We start from the raw sequence: 20164 nt of genomic DNA on the forward strand, positions 1-20164 counted from the left end.
CTTCTTCCTGAAAATCAAGCACTTCAGACGCATCGCCACGCGCTACGAACAGACCCCACGGGCGTTTATGTCAATCCTTTGCCTCGTCAGCGCGTTCATCTGGACCAAATGAATGTCAACGCGCTCTAAGGGGCTCACCATGAAAGATCATACACAAATCAAGTTTGCCGGGCTCCTAGCGGTCGCTGCCGTTAGCTCCGTGGCTCTGCTCGGATCGGCGGCGTTGGCACAACAGCCGCTCGTTCCCCCGGCTGCGCCAAAGGCGGAAGCGCCTCAAGCGCAAGCTCCGGTGGCTCCTGCCGCAACCCCGCAACCGGGAGCTGCGGCTCCTGCTCCTGCTCCTCAAGCCGCCGCGCCTGCAATGGCGCGGCTGGCCCTGGCGAGCGCCATTGTTCCCGGTGAGCCGGTGAGCGATGGCGATTATGTCTCCTCGTCCCGTTTCTATGGTGACTGGCGGCTGGCCTGCGATGAAATCGAGTCTCGCGGCCGCCGCGTCTGCCGACTGGAACAGGAACTTGGGATCGGGGGCAAGTGGGCTCTGACGTGGAAGCTGGTCGAGTCCTCGCAAAAGAAACCGTTCTTCCTCGTCTCGTTCCCGGCTGCTGCTAACCCGGCGAACAAGGTCCAGTTGGTGATTGGCGGCTTTGTCCGTGAGTTCGGCAAAGAGGAATGGGCCTGCTCTGGCTCGACTTGTGAACTTTACATCCCGGCCGACACGACGGCGCAACAGTTGATCCTGGGTGCCAGCAACATCCGGTTCCGCTATAGCCTCGGCGCTGAGACGATCGAGCTCGCCGCGTCCATGAAGGGCTTCATGACGGCGCTCGACACTCTGGTTGATGAGCCTTCCGTCGGTCAACTCGCTTCAACGCCGGTGGCGGCCGCAAAGCCGGTCAAGCCGGAGCGGAAGAAGGTAGCAGGCCGTCAATTCGAGACGATCCGGCGCACGAATGATCCCATGCCGGACGCTCTGAAAAAGATTTATGGGGTCAACTGATCGGCAAGCGTTCTCAGAGTAGAACGCTGCTATCCTGGGCTGAATACAAGGGGCAAGACCGTGGCAACTCCCAAGAAAAACACTATTCCCGCAACTTACTATTGGGGCGAATACCCGAGAATCGGTCATGCAAAAGCTCTACTCCAGGGTGCTAAATGGGGCGATGGTGTCGGCTCCAAGGTGACTTTGACCTGGAGCGTACCTCAGGACACGACATCAAAGTTTAGCTACAAAAAGGGGCTGATCGATTACCTTGAACCGGATGAGATATCCGCGGTTGCTGCGGCCCTTAAGAAGTGGTCGGACGTTGCTGCCATTTCGTTCAAGCGGGTTTATGAAACAAGTTCAAAGGTTGGTGAGCTGCGGTTTGTTGAAACCCCGAGTCTGCTCTCGGCTTATGCGTACTTCCCTGGCGGATCTGCAACCTCTGGCGACGTCTGGCTCTCGACGCGACTTGATGTGATGGGAGACTCCACAGGATATGGCCCGAACACACTTATGCACGAGATTGGACACGCTCTCGGCCTTAAGCATCCATTCGAAAGTGGAGGAGGTGGAAAGAGCGCTAGAGCCTATGATAGTAAGCTATTCTCTGTCATGGCCTATAATGCTGTGCCCTCTGACGTGAAGACTACACCTGACTTCTACCCAACCACTCCGATGTATAACGATCTTGTGGCGATCCAGGCGCTCTATGGCCGCAACAAGAAGCACAACGCCGGCAGCAACACCTATGTGTTTGAGGAGGGTCAGAAGTACTGGCAGGCGATTGATGATGCCGGCGGCACCGATACGATCAAGTACGTGGGAACGGTGGGCGTCACGATTGATCTGCGTGAAGGCAAGTTCAGCACCTTGAGCGCGCCGATTTCCTGGGCCATGGACCAGTATCTCACAGGTACGGTTGCAATCGGCCCGAAGAGTGTGATCGAGAAGGCGATTGGTGGCGACGGCAATGACGCGCTGATCGGCAACAGTGCGAAGAACACCCTGACGGGCGGTCTTGGTGATGATGTCCTGAGCGGCCAGGCCGGGGATGATCGGCTCTATGGCGGTGCTGGCTCGGACGTTCTGACGGGCGGCTCGGGTAAGGATGCTTTCGTGTTCGACACGGCTCCTGTGAGCGGCGAAGTAGATCGGGTTGCGGATTTCAGCGTCAAGGATGACACGTTCTGGCTGAGCCGGTGGGCCTTCGGTGCCCTGTCGAACAAGGGCACTCTCGCGTCGAGCTTCTTCAAGGTGGGATCGGCGGCCGCGGACGGAAACGATTTCATCATCTACGATAAGGGGGCCGGCCTGCTGTCCTATGATGCCGACGGCGCCGGGGCAGGGGCCGCGGTGGCAATCGCTCAACTCAAGTCGGGCCTGGCGCTCACCTACAAGGACTTCCTTGTGATCTGATACGAAAGGCCGGTCTGTGAAACCGGACCGGCCTTCTCTCGTCTCTGACTATGTTCGGCTGCGGGTCCGGTAGGGGAGACCTTACCGGCCCATCTTCTTGAGTTCCTTGATCCCCTCGATGGGCTCGCCGGTCTCAGCAATGTGGGCGTCGTTCAGGTTCTTGAGGGCGTCTTTCGTGATCATCAAGAGCTTGACGTTCTTCGCGCCCTTGTGGCCGGTGGCGTGCTTGCGGGTGACGACGCCGCGCCCCATGAGCAATTTCGCCATAAGATCCATCTGCGACCGGAATCCGCCTGTCAGGGTCGCAAGCTCGGTTGAAGAGAGGCCTTCCCCTCGGGCGTTGTGCTCGGCCAGGATCTGCACAAAGGCGAACTGGCGCAACCGGGCCGCTCCGGTATCGGCGGGGAAGCGGCTGGCGAGGATGGCCTTCAACAGCGCCTCGGCGGGAACCTCAAGGGTCGGCGTCACAGCCGGTTCGGGCCTTAGCTCCTCGGGTTCCTGCTGGTTGATGACGCTCATCGCGAAGTCCAGCACCCGCCCGATCGTCACAGGAAGACGCTCCTGGCGGCTTCCGGCGAGTTCAACGAGCTGGGCATAGGTCTCTTCGCTTACATAGGTCTTAGTCTCCCGCCATGACGCCGGCAGGAGGGACTTCTGCGCCTTTTTCCACTCGGAAACATACTTACTACGAGAGCTCATCGCTGATTGCCGACAGACTTGAACAAGAGGGCGTTAGGGTGGGGCAGGTCGGACGCGGCCCATAGTCCGCGCTTCGCCTGCTTGGCCGTTAACTCTGCCACGAGATAAGGCATGTAGACAGGCTTTGCATCATTTGAGAATGAGGCGAAGGCAAAGCCTTGTGAAACAAGGATCGTCCCAAGGTCGAGGGTCTGTCCTCCAACCTGGGCCGTGCAAACGACAATAATGGTCGCCGGCGCCCCGGATATCTGCGCGACCGGGACACATGAGAGGGAGGTGTCACGGATCACAGAAGCAAGGTAGCTCAAGGACGCCTCGCCGCAATCGACCGTTCCCCCGGCCTGATTTGTGAATGTTGTCCCTCGAATGCAAGCTTGCACCCCATAGAGCCGCATTCTCTGGCCGTTCTACTGCCAGGTGTCGCCGGTCTCGAAGGTGACGCCTTCCTTGGGAATGCCAAAGGCTGGCTGCGCCTGAGCCGGAGCCTGGGCGGCGGCCGGAGGAGGGGAGGCGAGGGCCAAGGCCCCTGCGATCAAGGGCGCAAGGAAAGCCATTCCCCCGCGCTGGTGGGTTCTGGTCACGATCTCTCTCCGTGCCGGCAATAAGGACTGCCTAGCAGTCATAGCCGTCATTGCTGTTGGTGATGCAGGACACGTTGAAACCGGACCCTGAAATCAGGTACTTGCAAACGCTTGTCCCGTTACCGTCCGTGGTTCCTTTTGCGCTGCAATCGAAGTTGGCCTTCACAAACTTATCCAGCTTGCCATTTCTGCCACATCCGAACTGGCAGGCTTTCAGGATCGAGGATTGAGTGAGGGTGGCGCACTCACCACGATAGCAGATCCGCTGCCCGATAGCTGAATCCAGGCCCAAGTTCTGCGCCTTCCGCCACTCGTTCTTCTGATATTTCATCCAGGCTGCGACTTGCGCCTGTGGATCGTTCATGAACTGCTCGGGCGTCCCCTTGTAGTATTCAGAGAACGTACCGCCGACGCGACTGCCCGGATCTGAGCAGAACTGAAACGCGCCATAGCAGGTCACGCCATTAACGACAGGAGACGATTGATTGAATCTGCCTTCGCTGGCGCTCACGTTGGCGGCATAGTCGGCGCACTCTGGCGACATTCCCGCGTTCATGAGAGATACGGCGGTTTCACCGGCAAGGACGGCACTCGCAAGGAGACAGAATGCGGCGGCGAGGATGGAGCGAGACCGGCGCATTACTTGGATATCTCCACAGGGAAGGTCTCGATGCCGGTATAGGTTTGAGTGAAGATCTTGGAATAATCTGCAGCGAGAACGGCGGAAGCGCGTCGCAAGAGCATTCCACCCGCGACTATCTTCCTGGGACCATTGGGACGTTTGAGAGTAAGCTGGAACGGGCACTCACTCTGCAAACTGCACCCGCTGGTAATCTGCGATAGCATCCACTCACCTGCCGGGGTGGAAACCCGCGCCGTGTAGATGTCCGGGTGGTGAGGTGGGTCGCCAAAAAGCTCTAGGTCGCTCGGCTCCCAAATCCCATCAGGATCTTGAGAGACGTTCTTGTAGGTCAATTCCGGCGTGAATGTATAACCGGGTGGAAGCTTCTCCTGTGCGGGGGCCGGGGAGGCACAAGCCACAGCAAGGGCCGCTATCAGGGTGAATTGTGAAAACCGCATGGTTCAGCCCTTTCTTATGAATTGGATGATCCGCCATGCGAGGCGGAAAAGGCGATAGGCTCCATAGACCAGGACAAGCACCGTCAGGCCGGAAACCACGATGGTGTATGTCGAGCTGTCACCCATCCATTTGACGGGCCAAGCCGGATTGAACAGGTGAATGACGAGGTCGATCACATAGAAGACGGTATAGAAGACAGGTCCAACATAGTCCCAGACAAATGCCAGCAAGAGAGAGATACCGCCAACCGCGAGAACAAAACTTCCGCAACCGTCCTTCCCAACGTTAGGGTCGGGCTCATCCACCGTATAATCGTAGTAAGGCGAATTCGGATCGTAGATGGGGTAGTTCTCGCGCCGGTTCATGACGGCTTCCTCTCACAGTATCAGCCTGACATGTCGCTTCTAGTTTGCACCGCTGAGGCTGAACCAGAACCGCTTTGTCTGCCCTCCGTATGACAGATCGACATAGTAGGGCTTCGGTCTCCAGCTCCGCCGCTCAAGAGCATTCGGATCAATGCAGGCGTGACCGGCCTCACAATTCAGTTCTGTAAAACGGCGATCGGTCTCGGCAACAAGGGCCGTGCAGTGGCCGCCCTGCTCGTCGGTTATCAAGTGACCCTCCTCGTTCTGCCGAACGCTGACCTTGCCAGCGGGGCAGGGCTCATAAGGCTCATATCCGGGCGCGCTCGCATTGCCTTCCGAACAGACCGGCCACGGTTTTCCCATAGCAAGATCCTTGAACAACTGCGTCATCGGCGGGACGCAATACGGGATGCCGCCCCACGACGGATTAGAAGCTGCGGCGCAAAGCAATACCTTGCATCCGAAGGACGCATCTTGCGCTGCTGCGGGGGAGGCTAGGAGCGCCATGGCCGCCATCATGATTTGCGCTGAACTTCGCATGATTGCTCTCACATTCTGCTTGCTCAGTTGGGAATACCGCATTATTTGTTGGCAAGCAAGGAGATACAAATGCGCTCGGCTCTCGTCCTCACCCTTTTGTTCGCTGCCGGATCGGCTCACGCGACTGCAACGGGTACGCCTGACGCTGCTCCTCTGTGCGAGCCGGTTGAGGCTGGTCTAGTGCGCAAGCTGGTTGAGGAAGAGGCCACAAAGCAGGGCGTCGATGCCAAACTCGCTCTCGCAATTGTCGAACAGGAATCCGCCAATGGCGCGCGGGTGAACTCCGACAAGAACGCGCGGGGGCCAATGCAACTGATCCCTGGCACCGCTGCCATGTATAAGGTCAAGGACATCTGCGACCCTGCGGAGAACATTCGCGGCGGCGTGGCCTTCCTCAAGGATCTCGCCGCTGAGTTCGGCGGCAATGTCTTCCTGATCCTGTCTGCCTACAACGCCGGTCCTGGGCGCGTGTATGACGCGAAAGGCATCCCTGCGATTTCTGAGACCGTGCGCTACGTCGCGACGGTCGCCAACTCTTACTACGGTTTCGACAACTCCTTGAAGGGCGGTAGCCGCTCGGGAGCCAGTCGGAAAAAAGCGACGGCTGCACAAGAGCCTGACGCATCACGCACCGACGCCTCCGGTCAAAAGTGGATCGGCGACTCGGTTCTTTATGTTGACTGAGGACCAAACCCTAATGAACAAGACTCATAGATACGTGCCAAGCCTGACGACGCTCAGGCTCGTCGCGGCGGTCGCTCTGATCGTGACTGCCGCAAGCATTGACCCGGCATTTCTCAACCGGCTGGCGGTGGAGCGTTCCAGCCCATCGAGTCAGCCTTTGACAAGGTTCTGGAGTTCCTGACCGGAACCTTCGCGACCACGGCTGCGACCATTGCAGTCAGCGTGTGTGGCTATCTTGCCCTGACCTCCCGCATTCCCTGGATGATGTGCTTCTCGATCGTCGTCGGGGTCGCCTTCATCTTCGGCGGCGCTCAGATCGTCCAAACCCTGGCGGGCAGTGGGGGCGGCTAGTGGCGGACGACGCTCCCCATATTGATCCTCTGGTTGGCGGCCTTACAAGGCCGCCCATGATGCTTGGCATTCCATACGTCCTCTTCGTGTTGGAGTTCTGCCTTGTCGTCCTGATCTTCATCAACACCAAGAACCTCTTCATGTTCTTGCTGGTGATCCCGGTTCATGCCGTCGCCTACCTGCTGACGGTTCGGGATGCGCGGTTTGTAGACATCATTCTCGTCCGCTTCGGGCGCTGCCCGTTCACCCGCAACCGCTCTTTTTGGGGCGGCGACTCCTACACGCCTTAAGTGAGACCCGGCATGAGCCAAGTGAACAAGGCCGTTCGTCCTCTCCTGTCCTTCGGGGCGGTTGCTTCTCGCGAAAAGACAATCGCCGATATGCTGCCATACCTGCGGCATGTGGATGAGCAGACCATTCGCACCAAGGACGGCATGCTGATGTCCTTTGTGAAGTTCGATGGCTTCTGCTTCCAGACGGCGGACCAGGCCGACATCAATCATAAGCTAGAGGGTCGCAACACCTTCATTCGCGCTCTCAACGACAGCCGCTTTGCGGTCTATTCCCATATCATCCGCCGCCAGATCCAGCCGACGATTGGCGGGGACTTTAGCAATCCGTTCTGCCACCGGCTCGATGAGAGGTACGCCGCGAGCATCCGCGATCAGCGCATGTTCGTGAATGACCTTTACCTGACCGTGATCCGCAAGGGTTTCCAGGGCAAGGTTGGCATGGCCGATAAGGTCATGAAGGGCTTCCGCAAGGCGGCGGGTGTGTCGGCCGCCGAACTGGACAAGGAAGCCCGGAAGGAACTGGCCGAAGCCGTCTCCAACCTGAAACAGCAATTCGCCCCTTATGGCGCTCGGGTGCTGTCTCTGGTGGCGCGTAACGGCTCCGTCTACTCGGAGCCTTGCGAGTTCCTGGCCCAACTCCTGAACGGCGGTTTTGAGATCCCCATGCTACTCCCCCGCATGGGCCTGGACACCTACCTCCCCACTCGCCGGATCACCTTCGGCAAGCGCGCCCTTGAGATCCGCGGACCTGTGACCGGCGAGAACCGCTATGGCGGCATGGTCTCGATCCGCGAGTACCCGACCTATACGGGGCCGGGAATGCTCGATGGCCTGCTGCGGATCAAGGGCGAGTTCATTGTCTCGCAATCCTTTGCCATTCAGGACCGCGCTCCCGTCCTGTCGCAGATCGGCAAGGTCCAGCGTCAGATTGCAGCCTCCGATGAGGGCGGAACCGAAGTCGAGGAGATTATCTCCGTGGCTCGGGATGAGCTTGTCTCCGGCCGGGCAGTCTTCGGAGAGCATCACCTGACGGTCATGTGCCTCGGCAACACCCTGGCCGATATGGAGCGATGTGTTCAGGACACCACGAACGAACTCCAGACGCTCGGCATGACTGTGGTTCGCGAGGACATGAACGCTGAGCCCTGCTTTTGGGCGCAAATGCCGGGGAACTTCCCCTATATCGCGCGCCAGGCTCTCATCACGTCACGCAACTTCACGGCCTTTACCTCGCTCCACAACTTCGCCCTGGGCCGCCGCGACGGCAACCATTGGGGTCCGGCTATCTCCCTGCTGCAAACGACAAGCAGCACCCCCTATTACTTCAACTTCCACCGTCGCCAAGTCGGCAACTTTACCGTTGTGGGTCCAACCGGCTCCGGCAAGACCGTGGCGCTCTCCTTCCTTATGGCTCAAGCCATGCGGGTGCAGCCGCAACCCCGTTGCGCCTACTTCGATAAGGACCGGGGCGCCGAAATCTTCATTCGCGCCATGGGCGGAAGCTATGAGGTTCTGGAACCCGGCATCCCGACCGGCTTCAACCCTCTCCAGCAAGCCGATACCCCCTCGAACCGGGAGTTTGTGAAAAACCTCCTCCGCTTCATGGTCCGACCTGCGGACAATCGCGATCTTTCGGCGGAGCAAGAGAAGATCATCGAGGGCGCTGTCGATCAGATCTTTGAGGTGCCGGCGACGGAGCGGCGTCTTTCCGATGTGACCATGCTCCTGCGGGGCCGGGAGAGGGCAGGGCATGACGACCTGGCATCGCGCTTCGAGGTTTGGCTGAACGCGCGGGGCTGGCTGTTCAACAACCCGGTGGACTCGTGGTCGGTCGGCAACGGGATCTTCGGTTTCGACATGACCAAGATCCTCGATGACGACGATCTGAGGACGGCGGCGCTCGGCTACATCTTCCATCGCATTGAGGGGGCCATGGATGGCAACCCGATGATGCTGTTCATTGATGAGGGCTGGAAGATCCTGCGCGATCAGAAGTTCTCGGCCTTCCTCAACGATAAGCTCAAGACGATCCGTAAACTGAACGGGATCGTCGGCTTCGGGACGCAATCGGCCAAGGACATTGTGTCGGCCGACATCGCCCATACCCTGCTTGAGCAGACCCCGACAAACCTGTTCTTCCCGAACCCAAAGGCGGACGAAGAAAGCTACGTGGGCGGCTTCAAGCTCTGGTACCGGGAATTTGAGTGGGTCCGCAAGACGGCTCCCGAAGCGCGTCAGTTCCTCATCAAGCATGACTTGGACTCGGTGATTGCGCGCCTCGATCTCTCTCACATGCTCGATCTTGTGAAAGTCCTCTCGGGCAATACTGAGAGCGTGGCCGAATGTGCGGCCCTTCGGGCGCAGTACGGCGACGATCCTGCGGCGTGGCTGCCGCATTTCTGCGGATGGAAGGTCGGCAAATGAGAAAGGTTGCTCTTTCGCTCCTGGGCGCGCTCGTCACGACGGGCGCTTTCGCGCAAGTACCGACGAATGACGCCGCTCGCCTCAAGGAAGAGGACAAGACGGCGCGCTGCATGTTGCGCTCCCGCACCTACAAGGACAACACCCTCAAGCCGACAGAGGGCGTCAAGGAGAGTGTCGTTGCTCCGAAAGCCGGTGGCGCGTCAATGAATGCGGGTGTGTCCAACGTCCTTACAGCAGCACCGACAGCGGGTGTCGTCAACGGCGTCGATGTCGGGGCACTGATCGGCGGAACCCTCGGCGTGATCGGGGCCATTCAGGGCAAGAATTACGCTGCCATGACGCAGTCGATCGGTGCCCTCGCAGCGGTCATTGAGGCGAACATGCAGGGTCTCAACCAGGGCAAGGCGCAGATCGGAGGCGTCCAGTCCCTGCAGGGCGCCTGGGACCAGAACTCGCAAGCCAGGATCGGCACAGCCGGCATTTGGGGGCAGGCGATCCAGGCCGGTTCACTGCGGCTTCAATTCGAGAACGACAAGCTCATCCGGCAACTCGAAGCAGCCAGTCAGCAGCAAAAGGTGCTGACCTATAACCCGGCAACCGTACGGCTGGTCGATGACCAAGCCCAACCTCAACAAGCGAAGTAAAGGAGGGTCAAATGCGTTCCATTCGCTCGATTGCATTTCTGACCGGCCTTCTGGCAGTGACCGCTCCTGCGGTGGCGCAAGTGCCGGTGATCGACTCCGCTACGCTGTCACAGGCGACGCAGACCGCCTCTAATACGGCGTCGATCATGCAGACCAATCAACAGATCATGCAGACCGTGCAGGAGACGTTGAAGGCTGTGACCGGCAACCGGCAGACCGGCTCGATTGCAAGCGCGGCCCTCGGCTCGGGCTTCAATATGTCCGGTGCGCCGTCCCTCTCCTCGATCCTCGGCGGCGGACAGATGGCTTGGGGCAACCTGGGCGAGTTCGGGCAGGTTGCGGCCGGGATCATCAACGGCCTGAAGCTGGTCAATACCCTCTCGGGCCTGACCGGCTCCAATACGACCGGAACGGATAAAGCCTATCAGGGTGCGGTGAACACAGCCACGGCCTTGCAGGGCATGGTGGCCGGAACGCAGTCCGCGGCCTCCTCGCGGACGAACGCCTTCCAGGCTGCCGGGGGTATGATCGGAACCGCGCAAGACATCAAGGGCTCGATCGACCAGAACAGCCAGTTGCAGGTGCAAACCGGCCTGACTGTGAATGAGTTGATCGGCGTCATGAATGCCGCCCTGAACGCACAGCAGATGCAGGAGTTAGCGGCACAGGCCCACGCCGCAAAAGTGCACTCCTACAATCCTTCCTCCGTTCGTCTGGTTGCTCCCTAACATGACACGATTTCTGACCCGTTTGGTTATCGCCACCGCGCTCGGCGTGTCCGTCCTCGGGCTCTCGGCCTGCGCGGGGCACAAGGAACTCAAGGCTCCCTGTTCGCTCTCCGGCTCCTTCTTTAGCTCAAGCGCCTTCGCGAGCGAAGATTGCGGCGAGCTGAGGCTCCTGAACCAGTAGGGAAGGGGCAACCTATGAACAGCGTCATCGGCGCACTGTTTGGCAAGGTAGATGCGCTTGGGATCTCGGCGGTCCAGGCGATCTACAACCAGCTTGCGACCCAGCTACAACCGGTCTTCCTCATTGGCATGATCATTTACGTTGCCTTCTGGGGCTATGAAATGCTGATCGGGCGCGTCGGGCTCTCGGCTCCGGTGTTCCTGTGGCGCATCGGCCGTATGATGCTGATCTATACCCTTGCCACCTCGTGGGGCGATTTCCAGGTGGTCATCGCGCAGGCCCTGGTTCAGGCCCCCGATGGTTTGGGCAATGTCGTCTGCCAGGCCGTGGGAGGCGGCTCGACCTGCAGCAATGGAAGCAGCTCCATCGCGACGGGACTGAGCAACCTCTGGAACGCTGCCAACAGTGCCGCGCAGAAGATCAGCGCGGGTGGGGGCCTGACCAACATCGGTCCGACGCTCTTGAGCTACGTTGTGCTGCTCGTCGCTGCCATCTTCGTGGCGATCGCGGCGTTTCTGATCATCATGGGCAAGATTGCCCTGTTTGTGCTGCTCGGCCTTGCTCCGGTCTTCATCGCCTGTGCCCTGTTCCAGATCTCGGCTCCATTCTTTGACGGGTGGATGAAGTCATGCGCCCAATATGCGATCATTCCCCTGATCGTATACGGGCTGCTCGGGTTCTATATCGTCCTGCTCGATACCGTCGTGAGCGATATGAGCGCCGCCGTTGCGACAGGCGAGCCGACGCTGAGCGTCATTGCTCCATTCATTCTCATGTGCGTGATCGGGTGGTATCTGGCCTATCAATGCCTGAGCATTGCACAGGGAATTGCGGGCGGGGCCAGACTGACCGCCTCGGGTGCGGATCGTCATGCCTTCGCTGGCGGTAGGGGCGCTGCTCGTCTCACAGGTAAGGGCGTTGCCGCAGTCTACCGTTTGATCAGAGGCTCGTCGGGAAGCGGGAACACGGCTGCCCCTGCCAGCCCTGAACAGGCACAAGCCACAGTGGGTCCCAGTCCCGCCGCTGCTCAACGCCGGGCGGCCTTCACCGAAAGCCTTAAGCGCACCCGTTCCTAAGAGAGACTATTCATGTCCGATACTATCAGCACTGCCGGGTCTCCGGCCCAAGTGGATTCCCGCTACTACGATGAAGGCGTCCGGTGGGAAGCCTCAGTTTACCAGCGGACGGTGAATTCGCTGCGCGTGTGGCGCGGCGTGGCCCTGATCCTCGGCCTGTGCCTCCTGGCGGCCCTGGGAAGCCTGATCCTCCTCCTGCCGCTCAAGACCTTCGAGGTTGTGACGCTCACAGTCGATAAGACGACCGGCTTTGTGGAAGTGGCGCGGCCTCTCGAACAGGGCGGAACGGTGTCGCAGCAAGAGGCGGTGACGCGCGGAAACATCGTTCGCTTCCTGCGGGCTCGCGAGACCTACGATCCGAAGGGCCTGCGCGACAATTACGAGATGGCGCTTCTCTACTCGACCGGAACGGCAAGCCGGGATCTCCAGGCGGAGTTTGACAACTCCAACCTGAAAAACCCCATGCGCCGGTACGGTGCGGATACCGCCGTGTCCGTCATGGTCAAATCTGTGATCTTCCTCAACGACAAGACAGCGGCGGTGCGCTTCCAGACGACCCGGAAGAATGACCGGGAGGCCGTGACAGAGCATTGGGTGGCCAATGTCCGCTTCCGGTACACCTCGGAACCCATGCGCAACGACTACCGCTTTGACAATCCTCTCGGCTTCCAAGTGACCGAGTACCGTAAAGATCAAGAGACCGTCGAAGTCTCTGCGGAGGCCCGAAAGTGAAAAAGCTTCTTTTGTCCCTGGCCGCTCTGCTGGCCCTGTCCTCGGGTGCGTCGGCTGAACTGGTTCCTGCGGCCGTCAAGGCGGATCAGCGCATTCGGACCGTGACCTATCACAAGGACAATGTTGTCTCATTGGCCGGAACGCTCGGCGTCTCGACCATGATTGTCTTTGGCGAGGATGAAGAGATTGCAACGGTCGCTATGGGCGATAGCGTCTCGTGGCAGGCGGTCCCTGACAAGAGCAAGGCATTCCTGTTTATCAAGCCGCTGGAACGGGACGCGGTGACGAACATGAACATTGTCACCAACAAGCGGATTTATAACTTCCTGCTCAAAGCGGGCTCGCCCAACAACAAGGATATGACGTTCAAGCTCCGGTTCGATTACCCGGATGAGATTGCGGACGCTCGCCTGCTCGATCAGGCCAAGCGCATGGCGGCCATGCCGAATTTCCAGCAACTCAAGCAGAACGCGGCGAATGCCAACCTGGATTATGGGTTCAAGGGCTCAAGCCTGAACGCGCCCCAAAACATCTTTGATGATGGCGTGAAGACGTACTTCAAGTTTGCCGGCGACGTGCCGGGGATCTTCCTCGTCAATCCGGACGGAACGGAAAGCCTCATCAATCACAGGCGGGAGGGGGAGGTGATCGTGGTCGATAAGGTGGCCGCGCAATGGACCCTGCGCGCCAACAATGAGGCGACCTGCGTGTTCAATCTCCGCGCTCAACCGGCTGAAAGCCCCAAGTCGATCATGACTCCGATCCAGCCCGAAATTCAGATGGTGGGCGAACCGGCTCCGGTTCCGGCTGAGGCTCCCGCAATCAAGGCAAAGGGCTGATCCTGAAATGTCACGCATTGATTTCGAAGTTGAGGAGGCGGGTTCCGGCCTACCTCAGAAGGCGTCAGCCAACAAGAACGGGCTGGCCCTGTTCGTCCTCGTGGCCGCGACCCTTGGCGCTCTGGTGTGGATTTGGAGCTCCAGCCAGAAGGGCGCCAATTCTGTGAAAGAGGAGAAGCCGGAAACCTTCAATACGGCGCAAGCCAGGAACGTGAGCTTCGACTTTCATGAGCCGCCGCCGAAGAAGGACAACCGGATGGTGATCGAACCGCCTGCGGTCGTGGTGGCTCCTCCGCCTGCTCCGGCTCCAGCGCCCGTAGCCGCGTTCCAGCCTGCGCCGGTCATTGACGATGGCGAGGCGCGGCGGCTGGCCGAAGAGGAGAGGCGGCGGCGGCTGGAAGAGGAGAGACGGGAGAAGGCTCTGCGCTCCGGTATGCTGATCTTCGACAACGGAAGCCAAGGCGAGGGCTCCCTTGCTGGTGGATCTGAGCGGGGAGGGGCCTTGCGCGTGGAAGGGCCTGAGACCGACTCGAACCGGGCCTTCATGGCGCGCGCCTCATCGCAGGATGTTGAGACGGCTCGCGCGACCAAGAACAACCGCATTGACGCCCTGATCCCGCAAGGAACCATGATCCGGGGCACGCTCGAAACGGCCATTCAATCGGACCTGCCCGGCATGGTCCGGGCAATTACCTCTGAGGATGTCTATTCTTTCGACGGGCGGCGGGTGCTGATCCCGAAAGGAACCATGCTGACCGGCGAATACCGCTCCGGCCTCTCGCGCGGCCAAACGCGGGTGCTGATTGCCTGGACCCGCATGTTGCGCGCCGACGGCGTGTCCGTGTCGCTCGGCTCCTACGGCACGGATGGCCTCGGGCGCTCCGGCCTCGCTGGCGACGTGGACAACCATTATCCGGAGCGGTTCGGCTCTGCGATCCTGCTCAGCGTCGTCGGCGGTGTGAGTTCCTTCATTGCCGGTCTGAACAATGAGGGGCAGTCGGCGGTTGGCGGGGCTGGCTCGTACATTCAGCAGCAGGCCCAAAGCCAGGCGCAACAGACCATCGCGCAAACGATGTCCGATCTCGCCAACCAGGCGCTCAAGGACTCGATCAACATTCCGCCGACCATCCATGTCGATCAGGGAACGCGGATTATGGTCTTCGTCAGAAGAGACCTTGATTTCTCCGGTCTGTATCAAGATCCGGTCAAAGAGGCATTGAATGAACTGCGTCGTTCGAGAGCCGTTTACAAGTGAGGCGGTGAGCGTGTGGAACACGCTCCCGACCTTCCTCCGGCAAGCCTGTGAGCCGATTAGACCCTGGCTCGAAGATCCCGAAGTTATCGAGATTATGTGCAATCGGCCTGGGGAGGTCTGGATTGAATCCACCCGCCATGCCGATATGCAGCGGTTTGAAGTGCCGGCGCTAACCAGCATCCAAATTCAACGCATTGCGCAACAGGTTGCCAGTTTCACCAAGCAATCTGTGAATGAGGTTACGCCGCTCCTGTCGGCCACCATGCCGTTCGGGGAACGCTTTCAGGGCGTCTTGAGCCCGGCGACGCCGCACGGCGGGGCGTTCTCGATCCGCAAGCAGGTGATCCGCGATTACTCGCTGGAGAACTATCTTGAGATGGGGGCTTTCGAGAACGTCAAGGTTTCGGGGCCGCGCGAGGTCGATCCTGACGATATCGACGAAACCGATGAGGTGTTCCTTGAGCTCCTGGGCGATCCAAGCTCGGAAGGGCGCATGAAGGCCCTCAAATTCGCTGTTGCGAACAAGTATACGGTTCTCGTCTCGGGCGGAACGTCGTCAGGTAAGACAACCTTCCTCAACGCGCTTCTCAAAGAAATCCTGCTTTCTGAACGCATTGTCACTCTTGAGGATACGCTAGAACTCAAGCCGCCGCAGCCAAACTGGCTCTCTCTCCTGGCCTCCAAAGGCGATCAGGGACTTGCCAAGGTGACGGTCCTCGATCTTCTGGAAGCGGCCCTCCGCTTCCGGCCTGACCGGCTCCTGCTCGGTGAGATCCGCGGGGCAGATGCCTTCACCTTCCTCCAGGCGGTGAATACCGGGCACCCCGGCTCGTTGAGCACGGTCCATGCCAACTCGCCGCAAGCAGCGGTTATCCGCGTGGCGATGGCCTGTCTTCAAGCCGGGCTCGGCCTGACCAAAGCGGAACTGACCGACATCATTCGCGCGACGGTTCCGGTCGTCGTCCAACTCCGCAAGAAGCCGACGCGCGGCGTTGCGGAAATCTACTTTAACAAATTCCAGAGGGCAGGGCGGTGAAGAAGAGCATTGAGCCGTTTGTGAAACCCGGCCTTGGGGTCATTGGAGGCCTGCTCGGGCTTGTTGCTATCTTTTTTGTCTGGTCATGGAACTATGCGGCCGCCACCTATCTGCTGACCCGGCAAACCAACATGTGGAAAGCCGTCGTGTCTGACGGCTACTGGAGCGCGGCTTTCGACCAAGCGACGGTCTATTGGGGCCATCCCACGGTCATGAAGCTGGTCCAGGTTTCGACGGTCGCCCTCCTTTGTGAAATCGCCCTCTTGGCCGCGATCGGCGCGGCGATCTACTTCCAGCCATGGAAGGTCAAGCCGCCGAAAGGGGCTGCTCGGATCGCGACCCTCCGTGATCTCAAGAAAGCGGGATTGCTCAATGGGGTCGCCGGCTATTCTCTCCTGCTCGGTCGCTACAAGGGAAAACAGGTCCGCTACAGCGGCGATAGCCACGTTTATGTGAATGGCCCATCCCGAAGCGGCAAGGGCTGGTCGTTCGTGTTTGTGAACGCGATGGAGTGGCGCGGCTCTCTGATCGCGACCGACATCAAGCAAGAGCTGTTCAAGCTCACTGGCGCGTCTCGGGTGGCGCTTGGGCAAAAGGTCTACCTGTTCGCGCCTGGTTCGTTCGAGTCGCATTGCTGGAACCCCTTGGATATCATCTCCGACTGGCCCCGGCGCTCGACTGACCTGGATAATCTAGCCGCAGCAATGATCCCTGTACCCGATCACGGCGAGCCCTTCTGGTCGCAAACTGCCAGAGGTCTTTTCGCCGGGGTGGTTGGCTATGTCCTCGACAGCAAGCGGATGGAGGGGCGGCGGACCCTGCGCAGTGTGGCCCGGATGTTCAGCACCGGCCAGGATCTTGCCGGCGTCATGAAGAAGATCTTGGAAGAGGAACCGGACCTGAACCGCTTTGTCGTGGATCGGTTCAATACACATATTTCGAAGGATGCTGAGCAGAGACTTTCTTTCGAGGGCCATATTGCGACGGCGCTCCAGCCATGGTCGAACGATTTGGTCGCAGCCGTCACGAGCCGGAGTGATTTCGACATTCGCGAACTGCGCCGTAAGCCCTTTACCGTCTTCATCGGAACGCCGTCGGGGGATCTGGAGGCCGCCAGTCCCATTATTCGCCTGTTCATCCAACAGGTTCACAGTGTGCTGATGGAGCAGCTACCGGGCAAGGATGAGCCCTTCAAGGTGCTCATGTTGCTGGATGAGTTCTACCAGTTCGGCCGCGTTCCTGAAATCGTCCATAAGACGCCCCTAGTGGCGGGGTACGGGTTCAAGATCGCTGTGATCTCACAGAACATCTCCGCGCTCGATGTCACTTATGGCAAGGCAACCCGCGACATGATGCTCGGCAATATGGACATCAAACTTATTGTCGCGTCCGGTGATGAACCGACATCAGAATATGTCTCGCGCAGCCTGGGCCGCCACTATGTTCTGCGCGAAGGGTGGAGTTCTTCGCCGGGCAAGGGCGGAATGGGACTGCGCAGCAACTCTCGCTCGGGCCGGTTCGAGGCTGAACCTTTGATCGGGCCGGATGAAGTCTTCCGGTACGACATGAACAAGTCCATCGTGCTTGTGCGCGGCCATAACGGTGCAGTCCTCGACAAGATCAACTTCTATGAGGATGAGGAGTACATCGCGGCGTGCAATGCCGTGTGGCACCACCGTAAGTCGCTCACTGTGCCCCGCTTGAACTCGCTGGAGGAACAGCCGCTGTTTGACGACAAATCAGCACCGAAGGCGGCCGATGAGAAGAAGGGCCATGTTCCGGCCGAGCAGCGCGAAACAGCTCAAGCTACCTCGTCCGTGTCTACTCCTAACAGCAACCCCACGGTTGCCGCGCCGGAGCCTGCGGCCGTCACGGCGGCTCCTGCGGCAACGATCGTGGTCACGGCAGCGTCCGATACGCCAGAGCCGTATCAGGTCCAAGCGCTGGAACCGGCAAAGGCGGTTACAGGAACCACCGTGCCAGAGCCGGAGTCTGTGAAATCCGACATCACGCTACCGCAACCTGCTACCGCAATCGAAGCGCCTGAGCCTGATCCGAAGGGTGGAGATACGATAGAACTGGACTCGGCCGGTGTTGTCGTGGCTGCGAGCGTCCATGACGACGAAGAGGACGATTTCAGCCTTGATCCTCCAGCCTTCGGCAGTTTCGAAATCTTGATGCAGCAGACAAACGCGATTGCATTAACCCATCCGGTGATCGCTCGCCTCAAGAGGGCGGTTGAAGAAGAAGCGAGCGCCGGACTGCTGGAGCCGGGGACTGACCTGAGCACCTTCATACGGGCGTGAAACGCGGCCCCAAACGGATTCGCATAACATTCGTTATGGAACCTGTGGTTGCATTTTAACCATATACACGCTTAAGTGTATCATACTCTCAACAGAAGGAAATCGCCTTGGCGACGCAGACACTAATCCATGAAACCTCAATCGAGGCGGCCCTGAGCATCCTCAACACTGGCCTGATCTCGGGTGCCCACTGGCCTGCACGCCGCTATGAAGCCTATCCGCATTTCTACCTGAGAGGTGAGCGGATCAGCCGGAGCGTACCCGGCCATCCGCATGAGGTCACGCTGTACTTTGAAAGCGATATGCCAGTCACCGAAGCCAGAGCCGGAATTGCTCGCGTTGCTCCTAGGTCAATCGTCAAGGTCTACTCAAGCTATAAGACCTACTCGACCTCTGATGAGCCCAAGGAACACACCGGTTTCTGGCAAGCTGTGATTGCGCCTGGTTCACCAGCTATTCGCTTTATCGGTTATGAGATTGCGAACGGGTTTGACTGGCACATCCGTGACACAAGAGCCTTAACCGAAGCCGCCCGAGAGTGCCGAAAGGTTCATGCTTCCTTCTTCTCGGATCGTTTGCTTCCTAGCCGCTCCAATGGTCCAGTTCGTCGCTTGGCGCTGCATCTGACGCGCACATGGCCCGTTAGCGAGACATGGCCGAGCAAGCCGCCGCTGATCTACCGCCCACTCGCCGAGCGGGAATTGCTGCAGATGCGGTGGGGCTTCCCCCCTCCCCCGAAGGTCGGCAACCATCCTGTTACGAACGTGCGCAACGTGTCCTCGCCGTTCTGGCGCGCGTGGCTCAAGCCGCAGTATCGCTGCTTGGTGCCTCTGACTTCCTTTTCAGAATATGCAGACAAAATTTCAGAAAATTCAGATGCCAAGCCGCGCAAAACGCCTATCTGGTTCGCTCTGAACAAGGATAGGCCGCTTGCGGCATTCGCGGGGATCTGGCGGCCCTGGAAAGGCGTTCGGGGAACGAAGGCTGATCCGGTCGAAGGAGAACACCTGCTGTACTCGTTCCTGACCACGGAACCGAATAGCGTCGTCAAGCCGATTCATCCCAAGGCTATGCCTGTGATCCTGACGACGCCGGAAGAGTTTGAAACCTGGCTTACTGCACCAATCGAAGAGGCTTTGAAGCTGCAACGTCCCTTGCCGGATGATGCGCTTCAGATTGTGGCGGAAGGGCACAAGTCGGACCAGCCGCAAGCGGCGTGAGCAGATCGGAGGCTTCACCACATAGCTTGATCGTGAGAAGATCCCGCTTCGACACCCCTCGCCGGTCTAGGTCGGTGAGCTGGATCGTGCCTTGCTGCATGATGGCCTGCACAATCGAGCTACCGCCTGGACGTTGGGACACAGAGGACAGAGCGGATGCAAAGCCTCGGAAATAGCTCGTCCTGAGGTCGCGGCGGAACTGCACCCACAATGCGACCAGGAGGAGAAGCGAGGCGACCATGAGAGCGCCAACAGCACTATACAGGGCGTCAAACATGGGCGGCCTCACTTGCCACGGTCAAAGCTTGTGAAAACCGGTCGAACATCTGGCGCCGGAGCCAAAAATCGTCCTCGATGTCTCCACCTATCATCAGGTCCACGACCATATCGCCGTCCGTGTCGCCAAAGTCCGCCGCAAGCTGCTTGAACAGGCGGCGGGCTCGGGAGGAATTCATCGGGAAATTAGCGACCGTGACGGGTTCAATCTCGTCACGGTCCTTGCCGCAAATGTGAATGCCATTCGTGCAAGGCCGATAAAGTTCTTCACTCTGCATGCCGAAATTCCCTCGCTCGGCGCATGAGCGATGAAGTGATGTGCCATAGGTGCCAAAGCGGCGCGGCCATGAACGAGAGGCTGGCCGGAAAGCGAAGGATAACCCTCCCGGTCACAGCGTCGAAGATCTCCGTCGAACCGTCGGAAGCTCGTTCATAGTCAAGGACTGTGCGCGACA

Annotated in this window: 22 protein-coding genes; 16 read left to right on the forward strand and 6 right to left on the reverse strand. The window is 59.4% G+C overall.

Annotation, left to right across the window (positions count from 1 at the left end; translation table 11 throughout):
• Positions 1-139: 139 nt before the first annotated feature.
• Both FS320_RS17275 and FS320_RS17280 read left to right on the forward strand, forming a co-directional pair.
• A complete protein-coding gene (locus FS320_RS17275; protein ID WP_152713071.1) occupies positions 140-997 on the forward strand; it encodes an invasion associated locus B family protein in 858 nt (285 codons plus the stop codon).
• A 60-nt stretch (positions 998-1057) separates the two neighbouring features.
• Positions 1058-2398, forward strand: coding sequence for a M10 family metallopeptidase C-terminal domain-containing protein (locus tag FS320_RS17280; RefSeq protein WP_152713072.1), 1341 nt, complete (start codon positions 1058-1060; stop codon positions 2396-2398).
• Between the two features lie 81 nt (positions 2399-2479).
• Here the strand turns inward: FS320_RS17280 and FS320_RS17285 are convergent, their stop codons facing one another.
• From FS320_RS17285 to FS320_RS17300, 5 genes are all read right to left on the reverse strand, one after another.
• Positions 2480-3097, reverse strand: coding sequence for a hypothetical protein (locus FS320_RS17285; protein ID WP_152713073.1), 618 nt, complete (start codon positions 3095-3097; stop codon positions 2480-2482).
• A 407-nt stretch (positions 3098-3504) separates the two neighbouring features.
• The gene (locus tag FS320_RS45205) at positions 3505-3678 is read right to left on the reverse strand and encodes a hypothetical protein (protein WP_153885314.1); all 174 of its coding nucleotides are present in this window, start codon (positions 3676-3678) and stop codon (positions 3505-3507) included.
• A gap of 31 nt (positions 3679-3709) precedes the next feature.
• Positions 3710-4318 (reverse strand): acyltransferase, encoded by a 609-nt coding sequence (locus FS320_RS17290; RefSeq protein ID WP_152713074.1) that lies wholly within the window; start codon positions 4316-4318, stop codon positions 3710-3712.
• A complete protein-coding gene (locus FS320_RS17295; RefSeq protein ID WP_152713075.1) occupies positions 4318-4758 on the reverse strand; it encodes a hypothetical protein in 441 nt (146 codons plus the stop codon). Before FS320_RS17295 ends, FS320_RS17290 begins: the two co-directional genes overlap by 1 nt.
• A 3-nt stretch (positions 4759-4761) precedes the next feature.
• The gene (locus FS320_RS17300) at positions 4762-5124 is read right to left on the reverse strand and encodes a hypothetical protein (protein ID WP_152713076.1); all 363 of its coding nucleotides are present in this window, start codon (positions 5122-5124) and stop codon (positions 4762-4764) included.
• Positions 5125-5844: 720 nt separating this feature from the next.
• Between FS320_RS17300 and FS320_RS17310 the strand changes: the two genes are divergently transcribed.
• The 14 genes from FS320_RS17310 (at position 5845) to FS320_RS17375 (ending at position 19433) form a co-directional block, all read left to right on the forward strand.
• On the forward strand, positions 5845-6348 hold the full coding sequence (locus FS320_RS17310; RefSeq protein ID WP_338105384.1) for a lytic transglycosylase domain-containing protein: 504 nt from the start codon (positions 5845-5847) through the stop codon (positions 6346-6348).
• A 177-nt stretch (positions 6349-6525) separates the two neighbouring features.
• Positions 6526-6699 carry a TrbC/VirB2 family protein gene (locus FS320_RS17315; RefSeq protein WP_244627197.1) on the forward strand — a complete coding sequence of 58 codons (174 nt, stop codon included), beginning with the start codon at positions 6526-6528 and terminating at the stop codon, positions 6697-6699.
• Positions 6699-6989 (forward strand): VirB3 family type IV secretion system protein, encoded by a 291-nt coding sequence (locus FS320_RS17320; protein WP_338105385.1) that lies wholly within the window; start codon positions 6699-6701, stop codon positions 6987-6989. The genes FS320_RS17315 and FS320_RS17320 overlap by 1 nt, the downstream gene beginning before the upstream one ends.
• A gap of 12 nt (positions 6990-7001) precedes the next feature.
• Positions 7002-9416, forward strand: a complete 2415-nt coding sequence (locus FS320_RS17325; protein ID WP_152713080.1) for a VirB4 family type IV secretion/conjugal transfer ATPase — start codon at positions 7002-7004, stop codon at positions 9414-9416.
• Positions 9413-10060: a hypothetical protein gene (locus FS320_RS17330; RefSeq protein WP_152713081.1), complete on the forward strand. Its 648-nt coding sequence runs from the start codon at positions 9413-9415 to the stop codon at positions 10058-10060. Before FS320_RS17325 ends, FS320_RS17330 begins: the two co-directional genes overlap by 4 nt.
• Before the next feature lie 11 nt (positions 10061-10071).
• Positions 10072-10788, forward strand: a complete 717-nt coding sequence (locus tag FS320_RS17335) for a type IV secretion system protein (RefSeq protein WP_152713082.1) — start codon at positions 10072-10074, stop codon at positions 10786-10788.
• 1 nt (position 10789) lies between these two features.
• Positions 10790-10969, forward strand: a complete 180-nt coding sequence (locus FS320_RS17340; protein WP_152713083.1) for a hypothetical protein — start codon at positions 10790-10792, stop codon at positions 10967-10969.
• Between the two features lie 14 nt (positions 10970-10983).
• Positions 10984-12045, forward strand: coding sequence for a TrbL/VirB6 family protein (locus FS320_RS17345; RefSeq protein WP_152713084.1), 1062 nt, complete (start codon positions 10984-10986; stop codon positions 12043-12045).
• Positions 12046-12057: 12 nt separating this feature from the next.
• Positions 12058-12777 carry a VirB8 family type IV secretion system protein gene (locus FS320_RS17350; protein ID WP_152713085.1) on the forward strand — a complete coding sequence of 240 codons (720 nt, stop codon included), beginning with the start codon at positions 12058-12060 and terminating at the stop codon, positions 12775-12777.
• Positions 12774-13616: a P-type conjugative transfer protein VirB9 gene (gene virB9 / locus FS320_RS17355; RefSeq protein ID WP_162003046.1), complete on the forward strand. Its 843-nt coding sequence runs from the start codon at positions 12774-12776 to the stop codon at positions 13614-13616. Before FS320_RS17350 ends, virB9 begins: the two co-directional genes overlap by 4 nt.
• A gap of 7 nt (positions 13617-13623) precedes the next feature.
• Positions 13624-14871, forward strand: coding sequence for a type IV secretion system protein VirB10 (virB10, locus tag FS320_RS17360; RefSeq protein WP_152713086.1), 1248 nt, complete (start codon positions 13624-13626; stop codon positions 14869-14871).
• Positions 14837-15907: a P-type DNA transfer ATPase VirB11 gene (gene virB11 / locus FS320_RS17365; RefSeq protein ID WP_152713087.1), complete on the forward strand. Its 1071-nt coding sequence runs from the start codon at positions 14837-14839 to the stop codon at positions 15905-15907. The genes virB10 and virB11 overlap by 35 nt, the downstream gene beginning before the upstream one ends.
• Entirely contained in the window at positions 15904-18213 is a 2310-nt protein-coding gene (locus tag FS320_RS17370) for a type IV secretory system conjugative DNA transfer family protein (RefSeq protein WP_338105386.1), read from the forward strand. Before virB11 ends, FS320_RS17370 begins: the two co-directional genes overlap by 4 nt.
• A gap of 611 nt (positions 18214-18824) precedes the next feature.
• Positions 18825-19433, forward strand: coding sequence for an SOS response-associated peptidase (locus FS320_RS17375; protein WP_338105387.1), 609 nt, complete (start codon positions 18825-18827; stop codon positions 19431-19433).
• 269 nt (positions 19434-19702) lie between these two features.
• Here the strand turns inward: FS320_RS17375 and FS320_RS17380 are convergent, their stop codons facing one another.
• Entirely contained in the window at positions 19703-19987 is a 285-nt protein-coding gene (locus FS320_RS17380; RefSeq protein ID WP_152713088.1) for a hypothetical protein, read from the reverse strand.
• Positions 19988-20164: the final 177 nt, after the last annotated feature.

Source organism: Microvirga tunisiensis, assembly GCF_009296175.1.
In the GTDB taxonomy this organism is placed as follows: domain Bacteria; phylum Pseudomonadota; class Alphaproteobacteria; order Rhizobiales; family Beijerinckiaceae; genus Microvirga; species Microvirga tunisiensis.

Bases quoted from the DNA above. Each gene is read 5' to 3' on its own strand.
- FS320_RS17275 (WP_152713071.1), top strand. From the start codon at position 140: ATGAAAGATCATACACAAATCAAGTTTGCCGGGCTCCTAGCGGTCGCT.
- FS320_RS17285 (WP_152713073.1), bottom strand. From the start codon at position 3,097: ATGAGCTCTCGTAGTAAGTATGTTTCCGAGTGGAAAAAGGCGCAGAAG.
- FS320_RS17290 (WP_152713074.1), bottom strand. From the start codon at position 4,318: ATGCGCCGGTCTCGCTCCATCCTCGCCGCCGCATTCTGTCTCCTTGCG.
- FS320_RS17295 (WP_152713075.1), bottom strand. From the start codon at position 4,758: ATGCGGTTTTCACAATTCACCCTGATAGCGGCCCTTGCTGTGGCTTGT.
- FS320_RS17300 (WP_152713076.1), bottom strand. From the start codon at position 5,124: ATGAACCGGCGCGAGAACTACCCCATCTACGATCCGAATTCGCCTTAC.
- FS320_RS17325 (WP_152713080.1), top strand. From the start codon at position 7,002: ATGAGCCAAGTGAACAAGGCCGTTCGTCCTCTCCTGTCCTTCGGGGCG.
- FS320_RS17330 (WP_152713081.1), top strand. From the start codon at position 9,413: ATGAGAAAGGTTGCTCTTTCGCTCCTGGGCGCGCTCGTCACGACGGGC.
- FS320_RS17335 (WP_152713082.1), top strand. From the start codon at position 10,072: ATGCGTTCCATTCGCTCGATTGCATTTCTGACCGGCCTTCTGGCAGTG.
- FS320_RS17340 (WP_152713083.1), top strand. From the start codon at position 10,790: ATGACACGATTTCTGACCCGTTTGGTTATCGCCACCGCGCTCGGCGTG.
- FS320_RS17345 (WP_152713084.1), top strand. From the start codon at position 10,984: ATGAACAGCGTCATCGGCGCACTGTTTGGCAAGGTAGATGCGCTTGGG.
- FS320_RS17350 (WP_152713085.1), top strand. From the start codon at position 12,058: ATGTCCGATACTATCAGCACTGCCGGGTCTCCGGCCCAAGTGGATTCC.
- virB10 (WP_152713086.1), top strand. From the start codon at position 13,624: ATGTCACGCATTGATTTCGAAGTTGAGGAGGCGGGTTCCGGCCTACCT.
- virB11 (WP_152713087.1), top strand. From the start codon at position 14,837: ATGAACTGCGTCGTTCGAGAGCCGTTTACAAGTGAGGCGGTGAGCGTG.
- FS320_RS17380 (WP_152713088.1), bottom strand. From the start codon at position 19,987: ATGCAGAGTGAAGAACTTTATCGGCCTTGCACGAATGGCATTCACATT.